Origin of the sequence: Cellulomonas sp. RIT-PI-Y, from assembly GCF_025642745.1 — a bacterium.
GTDB lineage: Bacteria > Actinomycetota > Actinomycetes > Actinomycetales > Cellulomonadaceae > Cellulomonas.
On the sequence record NZ_JANZKP010000027.1, the window covers coordinates 1 to 14,861 of the forward strand.

Genomic DNA, 14,861 nt, shown 5'->3' on the forward strand with positions numbered 1-14,861 from the left:
CGCCGATGTACCGAACTCGGCGGACACCCCCACCCACCGAGGGACACACCATGACGTCTGTTGCGTATGAGCTGGACCGGGCGCACGTCTTCCACTCCTGGTCGGCGCAGGGCGCGCTGGAGCCGTTGGTGGTGGAGTCGGCGGCGGGCTGCGAGGTCACCCTGGAGGGCGGGCGCACGCTGCTCGACTTCTCCAGCCAGCTGGTGAACACCAACATCGGTCACCAGCACCCCGCGGTGGTGGCCGCGATCCAACGGCAGGCCGCCACCCTGAGCACGATCGCACCCCAGCACGCCGTGCTGCCCCGGGGCCGGGCGGCCGAGGCGATCCTGCGCCACGCACCGGCCGGCTTCGGCAAGGTCTTCTTCACCAACGGCGGCGCCGACGCGAACGAGAACGCGATCCGGCTGGCCCGCCAGGTCACCGGCCGGGACAAGGTGCTGTCCTTCTACCGCTCCTACCACGGCAACACCGGTGCGGCGGTGGTGGCGACCGGCGACTGGCGCCGGGTGCCGAACGAGTTCGCCCGCGGGCACGTGCACTGCTTCGGGCCCTACCTGTACCGCTCGGAGTTCTGGTCCGCGACCCCCGAACAGGAGTGCGAGCGCGCCCTGCACCACCTGGAACGGGTGATCCAGGCCGAGGGCCCGGGGTCGATCGCCGCGATCCTGATCGAGACCGTGGTCGGCACCGGGGGAGTGCTGGTCCCGCCGCCGGGCTACCTGGCCGGGGTCCGGGCGATCGCGGACCGCCACGGCATCCTGCTGATCCTGGACGAGGTGATGGTCGGCTTCGGCCGCACCGGCAGCTGGTTCGCCCTGGACCAGCACGACGTGGTGCCGGATCTGATCACCTTCGCCAAGGGGGTGAACTCCGGGTACGTCCCGGCCGGCGGGGTGATCCTGTCCGACGCGATCGCCGCCGTCTTCGACGACCGGGTGTTCCCCGGCGGGCTGACCTACTCCGGGCACCCGCTGGCGATGGCCGCGATCGTCGCGACCATCGAGGCGATGGAGGACGAGGGGATCGTGGCGAACGCCGCCCGGATCGGTGCCGAGGCGCTCGCCCCCGGCCTGGCGGAGCTCGCCGACCGGCATCCCGGTGTCGGCGAGGTCCGGGGTACCGGGGTGTTCTGGGCGGTCGAGCTGGTCACCGACCGGTCCACCCGCGCACCGGTGCCCGCCGCCACGATGGCCACCCTGAAGTCCGCGCTCCTGGACCGGGGACTGCTGCCCTTCGTCCAGGACAACCGGATCCACGTCGTCCCGCCCTGCCTCGTCACCGACGACCAGGTCGCCGCCGCGCTCGCGGTGTACGACGAGGCGCTGACCGCGGTCGCGCTCTGACCCGCGGCCGGTCGTAGGGTCGACCCGGCCGCACCCCCGCCCCGCACCGCCCTGAGGAAGGTTCCACCGTCATGACCAGCACCCCCGCCCTCCGCGCCGTCGTCACCGGCGCGTCCTCCGGCATCGGCGCCGCCACCGTCCGTCGGCTGCGCGCCGAGGGATGGCAGGTCGTCGCCGTCGCCCGTCGCGCCGACCGGCTGACCGCGCTCGCCGAGGAGACCGGCGCCGAGCCGTTCGTCGCCGACCTCACCGTGCAGGGGGACGTCGACCGGCTGGCCGCGCACGTCGAGGAGACCGGCGGCCTGACCTCGCTGGTCAACAACGCCGGTGGCGCCTTCGGCCTGGAGCCGGTCGCGCAGGCCGACGTCGCCGACTGGCAGCGGATGTACGACATCAACGTGCTCGGCACCCTGCGGGTCACCCAGGCACTGCTGCCGCAGCTGGTCGCCAGCGGCCGGGGCGACGTGCTGGTGGTCACTTCCACCGCGTCGCTGGCCCCCTACGAGGGCGGTGGCGGCTACACCGGCGTCAAGCACGCCGAGCGGATGCTCACCACCACGCTGCGCCTGGAGCTGATCGGCCAGCCGGTCCGGGTGATCGACATCGCCCCCGGCGCGGTGGCCACCGAGGAGTTCTCGCTCAACCGGTTCGGCGGCGACGCGGACAAGGCCGCGCAGGTCTACGCGGGCTACACCCCGTTGGTCGCCGACGACATCGCGGACGTGATCGCCTTCGCGCTCACCCGACCGCACCACGTGAACATCGACACCCTGGTGGTCCGGCCGCGGGCGCAGGTGTCGAACACCCAGACCGCCAAGGGCTAGTCGCGCCGGGGCCGGTAGCGCGCGGTCACCGACCCGCCGCCGACGTAGGTGGCGATCTGGTCCAGCCGTGCGCCCGGCCCCTCCGGGAGCAGCGGGGTCCCGCCGCCGAGCACCACCGGGACCCAGTTCACCATCAGCTCGTCCAGCAGTCCGGCGGCCAGCAGCTGGCCGGTCAGCGACGCGCCGACCACGCTGACGTCCAGGTCCCCGGCGGCGCGGCGGGCGAGGTCCACCGCGGTGGCCAGGTCGTCGACGTAGGTCACGTCACCGGCCACCGTGCCGGAGGGTCGTCGGTGGGTCAGGACGACCTCCGGCCCGTGCCACACCCCGGCGTACAGCCCCTCGTGCTCGGGATCGCCCGCGTGCGGGTCGTCGCCGAAGTGCGAGCGCGCGCCGGAGAGCACGGCCCCGGTCCGGGCGACCAGACCGTCGACCAGCGGGTTCGGATCGTCGGTCAGGTAGGGGGTCAGCCAGGACATGTCGCCGTCCGGTCCGGCGATGAACCCGTCGACCGACACCGAGGACGCCGCGATGAGCGCCACCTCAGGCCTCCCGCCGGCGGTACGTGGTGTGCAGGACCAGGTCGGTGGCGCGGGCGGACACCGGCACCAGGTCCACCGCGGGCACACCGTCGAACAGGCGCTCGCCCGCGCCGAGCAGCACCGGGGCGACATGCAGGCGCAGCTCGTCGACCAGGCCGGCGGTCAGGAACTGTCGGGCGGTCGAGGCCCCGCCGCAGATCGACACGTCCCGGTCCCCGGCGGCCTCCCGGGCCCGGTCCAGGGCGATCCGCGCGCCCTCGGTGACGAAGTGGAAGGTCGTCCCGCCGTCCAGCACCAGGTCCGGGCGCGGATGGTGGGTGAGGACGAACACCGGCCCGTGGTACGGCGGTTCGGATCCCCACCACCCGTCCCAGGGGTCGGCGGCCTCCCAGGGGCCACGGATCGGCCCGAACATGTTCCGGCCCATCACGAACGCCCCGGCGGCGACGATCCCCGCCAGCTCGCCGGCGTTCTCCTCCGCGGCCTCGAACTGCCAGCGGTGCACCGCCTCGCCGCGGACGCCCAGCGGGTGCTCGAGGTCCTGCCCCGGGCCGGCGACGTAGCCGTCCAGGGACACCGCCAGATCGCACGTGACGTCGGCCATGGGCCGACGCTAGCCGAGCGCGCTCAGCACCGCTCGGGTCAGACCGCCCGGGTCGTCGACCACGGTCACCGCACCCGCCGCGGCCAGCTCACCCGGCGCGCCGTAGCCCCACCCCGCGCCGACGGTGGCGATGCCGTGCTCCCCGGCGCCGTGCACGTCGTGCTCCCGGTCGCCGACCATCACCGGGGGCCCCTCGACGCCTGGCCCCGCCATCCGCAGGGCCCGCGCCACCACCTGGGACTTGGTGCCGCGCACACCGTCCATCGACGCCCCGGCGATCGCGTCCACCCGCCGGGTCAGGTCCAGGTGCGCGCAGATCCGCACCGCGAACGGCTCCGGCTTGGAGGTCGCCACCACCAGCCGCGCGCCGCTCGCCCGCAGCTCCGCCAGGGCCGCGGGGATGCCGGGGTAGACCGCGTTGTCGTACATCCCGGTCGCGTAGGACCGGCGGTAGGCGGCGACCGCCTCGTCCAGCCGCTCCGGCGGGACGCCGTGGCCGAGCAGGTTCTCGGTCAGCGGCGGGCCGACGAACCCCCGCAGCTGCTGCTCGGTCGGCAGCGGGAGGCCGAGCTCGGTGTAGGTCGTGCGGATCGAGCCCAGGATCCCGGGGGCGGAGTCGGTGAGCGTGCCGTCGAGGTCGAGCAGGACGAGGCGCATGCTCCGCATCCTCCCAGGCCGGTCCCGTCCGGCGCACAGCCGGGGCCGTCTAGGCTTCCGCCATGACGTTCGCCGAGGCCGCAGCCGGACAGGAACTTCCCGAGGATCGCGAGATCCTGACCTGGGACGACTTCGGTGAGGCGGCGCGCGAGCTCGCCCGCGAGGTGGTGGCCTCCGGCTTCGAGCCGGACGTGGTGATCGCGGTCGCCCGGGGCGGTCTACTGCCCGCGGGCGCGCTGTCCTACGCGCTCGGGCTGAAGGCCTGCGACGCGCTGAACGTGGAGTTCTACACCGGGGTCGACGCCCGGCTCGCGGAGCCGCAGGTGCTGCCGCCGTTCCTGGACACCGACGCGCTGGTCGGCCGCCAGGTGCTGGTGGTCGACGACGTCGCGGACACCGGCGAGACGCTCGCCCTGGTGCAGAAGATCGTCGCGCAGCACTGCGAGGAGGCCCGCACGGTCGTCCTGTACAGCAAGCCGCACTCGATCGTGTCGCCGGACTTCGTGTGGCGGCGCACCGCGAAGTGGATCACCTTCCCGTGGTCCGCGCTGCCGCCGGTGACCGCCTGAGGCGACCCGGGCTACCATGTCCGTCACAGGCACCGATCCGGCCATCACCGGGGAGCCTCCGGAAGAACGGGCGTCCGCGTCCCAGTAGAACCGGACGGGTAGGCCCGTCACAGCCCTTCGAGTGGTCGTTGCGCCGTGAGGCGTGCCGGCAAGCGGGGTGGTACCGCGGTATCGACCGGCGACGTGGGTCGTCGGGAGGCATCGTCCCCGTGGCCCCGCTGGAACGCCGACCACAGGAGTGCGCCGTCATGGCCTACCCGATGCACCGCGACGACCCCACCGCCCTGCCCGCCTCCCCGGACCTGCCCGCGCTGGAGCGCCGGATCCTGGACTACTGGCAGCAGGACGGCACCTTCCAGGCGTCGATCGACCAGCGCGAGGCGGGGCAGGACGGCGGCAACGAGTTCGTCTTCTACGACGGCCCGCCGTTCGCCAACGGCCTGCCGCACTACGGCCACCTGCTGACCGGTTACGCCAAGGACATCGTCGGTCGCTACCAGACCCAGCGCGGGCGCCGGGTGGAGCGCCGCTTCGGCTGGGACACCCACGGCCTGCCCGCGGAGCTGGAGGCCGAGCGGATCCTCGGCATCACGGACAAGTCCCAGATCGAGGAGATGGGGATCAAGGCCTTCAACGAGGCCTGCCGCTCCTCGGTGCTGCGGTACACGAAGGAGTGGGAGGAGTACGTCACCCGGCAGGCCCGGTGGGTGGACTTCGCCCGCGACTACAAGACGCTGGACCCGACCTTCATGGAGTCGGTGATCTGGGCGTTCAAGACGCTGTACGACAAGGGCCTGGCGTACCAGGGCTACCGGGTGCTGCCGTACTGCTGGCACGACCAGACCCCGCTGTCCAACCACGAGCTCAAGATGGACGACGACGTCTACGCCGACCGTCAGGACCAGACCCTGACCGTCTCCTTCCCGTTCACCGGTCCGGCGGCCGAGGCGGCGGGGCTGGCCGGGGTGTCCGCACTGGCCTGGACGACCACGCCGTGGACGCTGCCGACCAACCAGGCGCTTGCGGTCGGGCCGGACGTGACCTACGTGGTGGTGCCCGCCGGCCCGAACGGGACCTCCGCCGGTGACGGGTCGTTCCTGCTGGCGGCGGCGCTGCTGGGGAACTACGCCAAGGACCTGGGCTACGACGACGCCGAGTCCGCCCGCGCCGCGGTGACCCGGGAGCTGCCCGGCCGGGAGCTGGCCGGTCTGCGCTACGAGCGGCTGTTCGACTACCTGACCGACAGCTCGGTCCGGGACGGCCTGGACAACGCCTGGCAGGTGCTGCTCGGCGACTTCGTCACCACCGAGGACGGCACCGGTGTGGTGCACATGGCCCCGGCCTACGGCGAGGTCGACTCCGAGGCGTGCGCCGCCGCGGGCATCCCGACCGTGCTGAGCGTGGACGACGGCGGCAGGTTCCTGCCCTTCGTCACCGACTTCGCGGGGGAGCAGGTCTTCGAGGCGAACCGCCCGATCAGCCAGCGGCTGAAGGCCGACGGCCGGGTGCTGCGCCAGGCCTCCTACGTGCACTCCTACCCGCACTGCTGGCGGTGCCGGAACCCGCTGATCTACAAGGCGGTGTCCTCCTGGTTCGTCCGGGTGACCGAGTTCCGGGACCGGATGGTCGAGCTGAACGAGCAGATCACCTGGGTGCCGGAGCACATCAAGGAGGGCCAGTTCGGCAACTGGCTGGCCAATGCCCGCGACTGGTCGATCTCCCGCAACCGGTTCTGGGGCACGCCGATCCCGGTGTGGGTGAGCGACGACCCGGCGTACCCGCGGATCGACGTGTACGGCTCCTTCGCCGAGCTGGAGGCGGACTTCGGCCGACTGCCGCTGAACGACGACGGCGAGCCCGACCTGCACCGCCCGTACATCGACGACCTGACCCGGCCGAACCCCGACGACCCCACGGGCGCGTCGACCATGCGCCGGATCGAGGACATCTTCGACGTCTGGTTCGACTCCGGGTCGATGCCCTACGCCCAGGTGCACTACCCGTTCGAGAACACCGACTGGTTCGAGCATCACTACCCGGGCGACTTCATCGTCGAGTACATCGGGCAGACCCGTGGCTGGTTCTACCTGCTGCACGTGCTGGCCACCGCGCTGTTCGACAAGCCCGCGTTCCTGACCAGCGTGTCGCACGGCATCGTGCTGGGCTCCGACGGCCGCAAGATGAGCAAGTCGCTGCGCAACTACCCGGACGTGAGCGAGGTGTTCGACCGGGACGGCTCGGACGCGATGCGCTGGTTCCTGATGGCGTCGCCGATCCTGCGCGGCGGCAACCTGGTGGTCACCGAGGAGGGCATCCGCTCCGAGGTGCGGCAGGTGCTGCTCCCGCTGTGGAGCACCTGGTACTTCTTCGCGCTGTACGCCAATGCCGCGACGACCCCGGTCGAGGCCCGCCGGGTGACCGCGGACGACCCGCTCAGCACGATGGACCGCTACCTGCTGGCCCGGACCCGGACCCTGGTGGAGCAGGTCTCGGCCCAGCTGGACGCCTACGACGTCCCCGGTGCCTGCGAGACGATCCGGCAGCACCTGGACCTGCTGACCAACTGGTACGTGCGCACCCAGCGCGACCGGTTCTGGGCCGAGGACCCGGCGGCCTTCAACACGCTGTGGACCGCGCTGGAGACCCTGACCCGGGTGATGGCCCCGCTCGCTCCGCTGCTGACCGAGGAGGTCTGGCGCGGCCTGACCGGCGGCCGTTCGGTGCACCTGACCGACTGGCCGGTGCTCCGGAACGACAGCGGTGCGGACAGTGCCGACGGCGCGGCGCTGCCCGCCGCCGACGAGCTGGTCGCCGCGGTGGACGCGGTGCGCGAGGCGGTCTCGGCCGCCCTCGGGCTGCGCAAGGCGCACGGACTGCGGGTGCGCCAGCCGCTGCACGAGCTGCGGGTGGCCGTCGCCGACCCGGCCGCGCTGGAGCCGTTCACCGACCTGCTGGCCGGGGAGCTGAACGTCAAGGCGGTCCGGCTGACCACGGTCGAGGAGTCCGGGGTCGGTGTGCGCCAGAACCTGGCGGTGAACGCCCGGGCCGCCGGTCCGCGCCTGGGCCGCGGGGTGCAGGCCGCGATCAAGGCCGCCAAGTCCGGCGCCTGGTCGCTGGACGCCGACGGCCGGGTGGTGATCGCCACCGACGACGGCGACGTGCCGATGCTGGCGAGCGAGTACGAGCTGAGCACCACCATCGACGTGGCGGGCGGCGAGGACCTGGCCGCGGGCATACTGCCCGGTGGCGGGTTCGTGCTGCTCGACCTGCGCCTGGACGACGCCCTGCTGGCCGAGGGCTACGCCCGGGACGTGGTGCGCGCGGTGCAGGACGCCCGTAAGGCCGCCGGTCTGGACGTGTCGGACCGGATCGCCCTGACCCTGGGCGTGCCGACCGCCGACCAGGCCGCGGTGGAGACCCACCGCGACGTCATCGCCCGCGAGACCCTGGCCACCTCGGTGACCGTGGCCGCCGCCGAGGAGCTGACCGTGACCGTGACGAAGGTGGACGCATGAGCAAGCCGAACGCTGGGGACCGAGCGGCGTCGGAGGCGCAGGCGCGCCGGGAGGCCGACGAGGTCTACGCGGGCATCCTGGCCCGCCGGCCCGAGCACGACATCGACCCCACGATCGACCGGGTCGCGCAGGTGTGCGAGCTGCTGGGGGACCCGCAGCGCGCCTACCGGGTCGTGCACGTGACCGGCACCAACGGCAAGACCTCCACCGCCCGGATGATCGAGCGGCTGGTGCGTGAGCACGGGCTGCGCACCGGACGGTTCACCAGTCCGCACCTGAGCCGGGTCACCGAGCGGATCGCGATCGACGGCGAGCCGATCAGCGACGAGGACTTCGTGGCCACCTGGCAGGACGTGGCGCCCTACGTGCACATGGTCGACGTGCGAGAACGGGAGCAGGGCCGCCCCGGCCTGAGCTTCTTCGAGGTGTTCACGGTGATGGCGCTGGCCGCCTTCGCCGACGCGCCGGTGGACGTCGCGGTGATCGAGGTCGGCATGGGCGGTCGCTGGGACGCCACCAACGTGGTGCACGGCGAGGTCGCGGTGATCACCCCGGTGGCGCACGACCACGAGCGCTGGCTCGGGCACTCGCTGGTCGAGATCGCGGGGGAGAAGGCCGGGATCATCAAGGAGGGCGCCACCCTGGTGCTGGCCACCCAGCAGGAGGAGGCCGAGTCGGTCATCCTCGGCGAGGCCGCGGCCCAGGGTGTGCGCGTGGTGCGCGAGGGCGTCGACATCGAGGTGCTGGACCGCCAGGTCGCGGTCGGCGGTCAGCTGCTCACCCTGCGCGGGACGGGCGGGGTCTACACCGAGGTGTTCCTGCCGTTGTTCGGCGCGCACCAGGCGCACAACGCGCTGGCCGCGCTGGCGGCCACCGAGTCCCTGATGGCCGGTGGCGGGGCGCTGGACGGCGGGGTGGTCGAGGCGGCGTTCGCCACGGTCGACTCGCCGGGCCGCTTGGAGATCGTGCGCAGCAGCCCGACCGTGATCGTGGACGGCGCACACAACCCGGCCGGTGCCGAGTCGCTGGTCGCCGCGCTGGACGAGGCCTTCGCCTTCCAGCGGGTGGTCGGGGTGGTCGGGGTGATGGCGGACAAGGACGCGGAGAGCATCCTGGCGACCCTGGAGCCCGGCCTGGCCGAGATCGTGATCACCCGGGCGGCCACCGACCGCTCGATGGAGGTCGACGACCTGGCGGAGATCGCGAACGACGTCTTCGGTGAGGACCGGGTGCACGTGCGCGAGCGGCTGGACGACGCCGTGACCCTGGCCAGCGACCTGGCCGAGGGCGGGGTGGAGCGCGGTGCGGGCGTCATCGTCACCGGCTCGATCTTCCTGGTCGCGGAGGCGCGGGTGCTGTTCGGGCGCGCCTGAACGGATGTGCACGGCCGGTCCTTGACGTCCCGGCGGCTGCACCGCGACTGTGGGTCCATCAGACGACGCCGTCTGACCCCCTGCGGAAAGGACCGGCCGTGAAGAAGCTCATCAACGACCCGCAGAACGTCGTCGCCGAGTCGGTGGAGGGCTTCGCGCTCGTCCACGCCGACCTGGTCACGATGCACACCGACCCGCTGTTCGTCAGCCGGGCCGGGGGTGCGGTCGACGGGAAGGTCGGGCTGGTCTCCGGCGGCGGCAGCGGGCACGAGCCGCTGCACGCCGGGTTCGTCGGCGACGGGATGCTGGACGCCGCGGTGCCGGGCGCCATGTTCACCTCCCCGACCCCGGACGCCATCGCCCCGGCGATCGCCGCCGCGGACTCCGGCGCGGGTGTGCTCGCCATCGTGAAGAACTACACCGGCGACGTGCTGAACTTCGAGACCGCGGCCGAGCTGGCCGAGGCCGAGGACATCAGCGTGCGCACCGTGATCGTCAACGACGACGTCGCGGTGGAGGACTCGCTCTACACCGCCGGCCGGCGCGGTGTGGCGGGCACCGTCGCGGTGGAGAAGATCGCCGGTGCCGCGGCCGCGCGCGGGGACGATCTGGACGCGGTCGCCGCGGTGGCGGAGAAGGTGGTCGCCCACGTCCGGTCGATGGGGGTCGCGCTCACCGCCTGCACCGTGCCGCACGCGGGCAAGCCGTCCTTCGACCTGCCCGAGGACGAGATCGAGATCGGGATCGGCATCCACGGCGAGCCGGGCCGGCGCCGGATCCCGCTGGCCCCCGCGGACGAGATCACCGAGCTCCTGCTCGACCCGGTGGCGGACGACCTCGGGCTGGCCTCGGGTGAGAACGTGCTGCTGTTCGTCAACGGGATGGGCGGCACGCCGCTGAGCGAGCTGTTCGTCGTCTATCGTCAGGCACGCAAGCTGCTGGAGGGGCGCGGGGTCCAGGTGACCCGGTCGCTGGTCGGCAACTATGTGACATCACTGGAGATGCAGGGCGCCTCGGTCACTGTGCTCCGGCTGGACGACGAGTTGACCGCGCTCTGGGACGCGCCGGTCCGCACGGCGGCGTTGCACTGGTGACGCGCCAGCCGAGGCCATGAGGCACGACGACGCAGCGTGGGACAACCGGAGGCGACACAGAGCATGGCGGGAAGCCTGGGTGTGGACTGGGCGGTGGCGTGGACACGACGCACCGCGCAGGTGATCGGTGAGCACCGGGACGAGCTGATCGAGCTCGACCGGCAGATCGGCGACGGCGACCACGGGGAGAACCTCACCCGGGGTTTCGCCGCGGTGGTGGCCAAGCTCGACGGGCTCGCCGAGCCCCCGGCCGACCCGGGGGAGGTGCTGAAGCTGGTCGCCACCACCCTGATGTCGACCGTCGGCGGCGCCGCCGGTCCGCTGTACGGCACCGCCTACCTGCGGGCCGCCAAGGTCACCGGGGTGCCCGAGCTGGACGCGCACGGCGTGGTCGCGCTGCTGGAGGCCGGGCTGGAGGGCATCGTCGCGCGCGGCAAGGCCTCGCCCGGCGAGAAGACGATGGTCGACGCCTGGACCCCCGCGGTCGAGGCGGCGGTGGCGGCGGCGGACCAGGGAGCGTCCCCGGCCGCGGTGCTGGCGGCCGCGGCCGAGGCGGCGCGGGCCGGGGCGGAGGCCACCGTGCCGCTGCTGGCGACCAAGGGCCGGGCGTCGTACCTCGGCGAACGGTCGATCGGCCATCAGGACCCGGGGGCCACGTCGACCGCGCTCATCCTGGCCGCGGCGGCGGAGACGGCCGCATGACCGCCGCGGTCGCGCTGGTCCTGGTCTCGCACTCGGCCCTGATCGCCGAGGGACTGCGCGACCTGGCCGGGCAGATGGCACCCGGGGTGGAGATCGTCCCGGCGGGCGGCGATCCGGCCGGTGGGCTGGGCACGTCGGTGGACCGGGTGACCGTGGCGATCGAGCAGGCGGCGGCCGACGGGCGTCAGGTCCTGGTGCTCACCGACCTGGGCTCGGCCGTGCTCACCACCGAGATGGTGCTGGAGCTGCTGGACGAGGGCGTGGCCGCGCGGGTCCGGCTGGCCGACGCGCCGCTGGTCGAGGGGGCCGTGGTGGCCGCGGTCGAGGCGGCCGGTGGCGGCGACCTGGACACCGTACGGACCGCGGCGGAGCGGGCCGGGGCTGCCGCGGCGCCGGCCCCGGACGAGGTGACCCAGGACGGACCGGCCCCGCACGAAGCGGCCCAGGACGGACCGGCCCAGGACGGACCGGCCCAGGACAGGCCGGCTCAGGACGGGCCAGCCGACAGCGGGACGATCAGCGGGCAGGTCACGGTCAAGAACCCGCTGGGGCTGCATGCCCGCCCCGCGGCGGTGCTGTCCCGGATGATGGCCGGGTTCGACGCCTCGGTGCAGGTCAACGGCGTCAACGCGGCCAGTGTGCTGGAGCTGATGCAGCTCGGCGCCACCCAGGGTCAGGTGCTGGCCCTGTCCGCCACCGGGTCCCAGGCCCGTGCCGCGGCCGACGCCTTCATCGGTGCGGTGGACGAGGGTTTCGGCGAGATCTGACCCGCGCCGGGCGGGTGTGATCGGAGGAACAGCCACCGGGATGGGCTTTTCTTGCACGCCGTGCAAAAATGCATGCCATGCAAGAAGTCGACGGCAGTCTCCGGGCGCGCAAGAAGCGTGCCCGCCTGGAAGCACTGGTCGACGCCACCCACCGGCTGGCCGCCGAGCACGGGCTGGACCAGGTGACGGTCGAGGCGATCAGCGCCGAGGCCGGGTGCAGCGTGCGGACGTTCTTCAACTACTTCGAGTCGAAGGACGACGCCGTGCTGGGCATGGCGCAGTGGCCCGTGGACGCGGAGGCCGCCGAGGTCTTCGCCTGCGGCGGTCCCACCGGTGACCTGCTGCCCGACCTGGAACAGCTCGTCCGGGTCCTCCTCGACCACCCCCCGCTCGGCAAACAGCGGATGGAGCGTGCCTTCGAGCTGGCCAAGGGCCATCCCGAGCTGCTGCTGCGCGCGTACACCCTGATCCAGCAGCACCAGGAGGAGACCGCCGACCTGATGCGCCGACGGCTCGGCCCGGACTGCGACGTCGCGACCATCCACCTGGTGGGTGGCCTGCTGATGGGTCTCACGCACAGCACCTTCGTGCGCTGGGACACCTCCGGCCAGGTCGGCGAGGTGCAGGAGTACCTGCCCTCGGTCGTCGCGGACCTGGCAGGCATCCTCACCTCCCGCGCCCCGGCCTGACCGCGACACTCCGCCCCGCACCACCCCGCCGACGACGGCTCGCCCCCACGGCGTGCCCAGAACCAGAACGGAACGTCCCTCATGGCGAACACGGCCCCCGCGCCGGACAAGCCGCTGGTCGTGCTGAACCAGCGCACGATCTGGCTGATCTTCGGAGCGCTGCTCGCCAGCATGCTCCTGTCCTCCCTCGACCAGTCCATCGTCGGCACCGCGATGCCGACCATCGTCGGCGAGCTCAACGGCGTCGAGCACCAGGGCTGGGTCATCACGATCTACATCCTGGCGATCGCGATCGTGATGCCGCTGTACGGGAAGTTCGGCGACCTGTGGGGCCGCCGCTGGCCGTTCCTGGTCGCGATCGGCCTGTTCACCCTGGCCTCGGCCGGTGCCGGCTTCTCCCAGACCTTCCACGAGCTGGTGATCTGGCGCGGGATCCAGGGACTGGGCGGCGGTGGGCTGATCATCCTGTCCCAGGCGATCATCGCGGACATCGTGCCGGCCAAGGAGCGCGGCAAGTACATGGGCCCGATGGGTGCGCTGTTCGGCGTCTCCGCGGTCGCCGGCCCGCTGCTCGGCGGCCTGTTCACCGACCACGCGGACTGGCGCTGGTGCTTCTGGATCAACATCCCGATCGGCCTGGCCGCGCTGGTCACCGCCTGGTTCACCCTGAAGCTGCCCAGCCACCGCTCCGGTCGCAGGCTGGACGTGGCCGGCATCGTGCTGCTGACCCTCGCCACCTCCGGCATCGTGCTGGTGACCAGCTGGACCTCGCTGACCGGTGAGGGCGGCTACGACTGGTCCGACGGGCGCCTGATCGGCCTGCTGATCGGCACCCTGGCCGCCGCGGCCGCCTTCGTGCTGGTCGAGCGGAAGGCCGCCGAGCCGATCCTGCCGCTGCACCTGTTCAAGAACCGCACCTTCACCCTGGCCACCCTGGTCGGTCTGGTGATCGGCATGGGCATGTTCGCCTCGCTCGCGTTCCTGCCGACGTTCCTGCAGATGTCCACCGGTTCGGGCGTGACCGAGTCCGGGCTGCTCATGCTGCCGATGACCGTCGGCGTCATGCTGACCGCCATCGCCTCCGGCTTCGCGATCACCAGGACCGGGCGCTACAAGGTCTTCCCGGTGGTCGGCATGGCGATCGCCACCGCCGGTCTGGCCTGGCTCACCGCGATCACCGGCGACATGTCGATGATCCTGTTCGGCGTGATGATCTTCTTCCTCGGCGCCGGTCTGGGCCTGGTGATGCAGACCATCGTGCTCGCGGTGCAGAACTCGGTGGACCCGAAGGAGATCGGGACCGCGACCAGCGCGAACAACTTCTTCCGTGAGATCGGCGCAGCGGTCGGCACGGCGCTCTTCTCCACCATCTTCACCACCCGGCTGACCGAGCGGCTGACCGACGTGTTCGCCGGCTCCGGCGGCGCGGTGGACACCTCCGGCGGCGCCGAGTCGCTCACCCCGGCGGTGGTCGCCCAGCTGCCCGAGGCGCTGCACGACGGCGTGGTCAACGCCTACACCGACGCGCTGGCGCCGGCGTTCTGGTACCTCGTGCCGCTGCTGGCGATCGGCTTCGTGCTGACCCTGTTCCTCAAGGAGGTCAAGCTCTCCGACGTGGCCGGCATGGTGGCCCGGGGCGAGGCGGTGACCGAGGCGCCCGCGACCGTGGCGGCCGCTGCGCCGACCTCGACCGGTGCCGCGGCCGACTCCGCCGACGACGAGCGCGCCAGGTAGCCTGCCCGCGTGAGTCAGCCTGCACCGCGGCCCGTACGCCGGAAGAAGCCCGCCAAGCCCCAGTTCACCTCGACGATCCTGTTGCTCGAGGGTGTGCTGGTGCTGTTCGCGGCGCTGACGGCGTACGGGCTGCAGGTGCTCCCGGCCGGGGTGATCTGGACGGTGGCCGGGGTGATGTTCCTGGTCTTCGTCCTGCTGTCCCGGATGGTCGAGCTGCCCGGCGGGTACGTCGCCGGGTCGATCGCCCAGGTGCTGGTGCTCGCCTGCGGGCTGGTGATCCCGATGATGTATCTGCTCGGCGTGGTGTTCATCGCGCTGTGGGTGTCGGCCTACCGGTTGGGGGCGCGGATCGACGCGGAGCGGGCGGCCTACGACGCCGAACACCCCGACGAGCGTGGCCCGGAGGACGCCCGGCGCGCGCACTGACCAGCACGTAGGGTGACGC

14 protein-coding genes are annotated in these 14,861 nt (G+C 72.5%); 11 read left to right on the top strand and 3 right to left on the bottom strand.

The genetic code is table 11. The features are described 5' to 3' along the window. The first annotated feature begins 50 nt into the window (after positions 1 to 50). Positions 51 to 1,346, top strand: coding sequence for an aspartate aminotransferase family protein (locus tag OGL89_RS10000; protein ID WP_263119916.1), 1,296 nt, complete (start codon positions 51 to 53; stop codon positions 1,344 to 1,346). Between the two features lie 71 nt (positions 1,347 to 1,417). Next, positions 1,418 to 2,170: an SDR family oxidoreductase gene (locus OGL89_RS10005; protein ID WP_263119917.1), complete on the top strand. Its 753-nt coding sequence runs from the start codon at positions 1,418 to 1,420 to the stop codon at positions 2,168 to 2,170. Here the strand turns inward: OGL89_RS10005 and OGL89_RS10010 are convergent. Genes OGL89_RS10010 through OGL89_RS10020 form a run of 3 tightly spaced genes read right to left on the bottom strand, consistent with a single transcriptional unit; the run spans position 2,167 to position 3,973 of the window. Further along, positions 2,167 to 2,712: a dihydrofolate reductase family protein gene (locus OGL89_RS10010; protein ID WP_263119918.1), complete on the bottom strand. Its 546-nt coding sequence runs from the start codon at positions 2,710 to 2,712 to the stop codon at positions 2,167 to 2,169. The genes OGL89_RS10005 and OGL89_RS10010 overlap by 4 nt on opposite strands. A gap of 1 nt (position 2,713) precedes the next feature. Then, on the bottom strand, positions 2,714 to 3,316 hold the full coding sequence (locus OGL89_RS10015; protein ID WP_263119919.1) for a dihydrofolate reductase family protein: 603 nt from the start codon (positions 3,314 to 3,316) through the stop codon (positions 2,714 to 2,716). A 9-nt stretch (positions 3,317 to 3,325) separates the two neighbouring features. Continuing rightward, positions 3,326 to 3,973, bottom strand: a complete 648-nt coding sequence (locus tag OGL89_RS10020) for an HAD hydrolase-like protein (RefSeq protein WP_263119920.1) — start codon at positions 3,971 to 3,973, stop codon at positions 3,326 to 3,328. Positions 3,974 to 4,035: 62 nt separating this feature from the next. Here OGL89_RS10020 and OGL89_RS10025 point away from each other — a divergent pair, with 62 nt between their 5' ends. The 9 genes from OGL89_RS10025 to OGL89_RS10065 all read left to right on the top strand — a co-directional run bounded on the left by OGL89_RS10025 (position 4,036) and on the right by OGL89_RS10065 (position 14,842). Then, positions 4,036 to 4,542 carry a phosphoribosyltransferase gene (locus OGL89_RS10025; protein WP_263119921.1) on the top strand — a complete coding sequence of 169 codons (507 nt, stop codon included), beginning with the start codon at positions 4,036 to 4,038 and terminating at the stop codon, positions 4,540 to 4,542. A 248-nt stretch (positions 4,543 to 4,790) separates the two neighbouring features. Next, positions 4,791 to 8,057 carry an isoleucine--tRNA ligase gene (ileS, locus tag OGL89_RS10030; RefSeq protein ID WP_263119922.1) on the top strand — a complete coding sequence of 1,089 codons (3,267 nt, stop codon included), beginning with the start codon at positions 4,791 to 4,793 and terminating at the stop codon, positions 8,055 to 8,057. Then, entirely contained in the window at positions 8,054 to 9,430 is a 1,377-nt protein-coding gene (locus OGL89_RS10035; protein ID WP_263119923.1) for a folylpolyglutamate synthase/dihydrofolate synthase family protein, read from the top strand. The genes ileS and OGL89_RS10035 overlap by 4 nt, the downstream gene beginning before the upstream one ends. 98 nt (positions 9,431 to 9,528) lie before the next feature. Continuing rightward, complete coding sequence (gene dhaK / locus OGL89_RS10040; protein ID WP_263119924.1) at positions 9,529 to 10,524, top strand: dihydroxyacetone kinase subunit DhaK; 996 nt, start codon at positions 9,529 to 9,531, stop codon at positions 10,522 to 10,524. A 63-nt stretch (positions 10,525 to 10,587) separates the two neighbouring features. Then, positions 10,588 to 11,226 (top strand): dihydroxyacetone kinase subunit DhaL, encoded by a 639-nt coding sequence (gene dhaL / locus OGL89_RS10045; RefSeq protein ID WP_263119925.1) that lies wholly within the window; start codon positions 10,588 to 10,590, stop codon positions 11,224 to 11,226. After that, the gene (gene dhaM / locus OGL89_RS10050; protein ID WP_263119926.1) at positions 11,223 to 11,993 is read left to right on the top strand and encodes a dihydroxyacetone kinase phosphoryl donor subunit DhaM; all 771 of its coding nucleotides are present in this window, start codon (positions 11,223 to 11,225) and stop codon (positions 11,991 to 11,993) included. The genes dhaL and dhaM overlap by 4 nt, the downstream gene beginning before the upstream one ends. A 77-nt stretch (positions 11,994 to 12,070) precedes the next feature. After that, entirely contained in the window at positions 12,071 to 12,682 is a 612-nt protein-coding gene (locus OGL89_RS10055; RefSeq protein ID WP_263119927.1) for a TetR/AcrR family transcriptional regulator, read from the top strand. Positions 12,683 to 12,763: 81 nt separating this feature from the next. Further along, on the top strand, positions 12,764 to 14,416 hold the full coding sequence (locus OGL89_RS10060; RefSeq protein WP_263119928.1) for an MDR family MFS transporter: 1,653 nt from the start codon (positions 12,764 to 12,766) through the stop codon (positions 14,414 to 14,416). Between the two features lie 9 nt (positions 14,417 to 14,425). Then, positions 14,426 to 14,842 carry a DUF4233 domain-containing protein gene (locus OGL89_RS10065; protein WP_263119929.1) on the top strand — a complete coding sequence of 139 codons (417 nt, stop codon included), beginning with the start codon at positions 14,426 to 14,428 and terminating at the stop codon, positions 14,840 to 14,842. Positions 14,843 to 14,861: the final 19 nt, after the last annotated feature.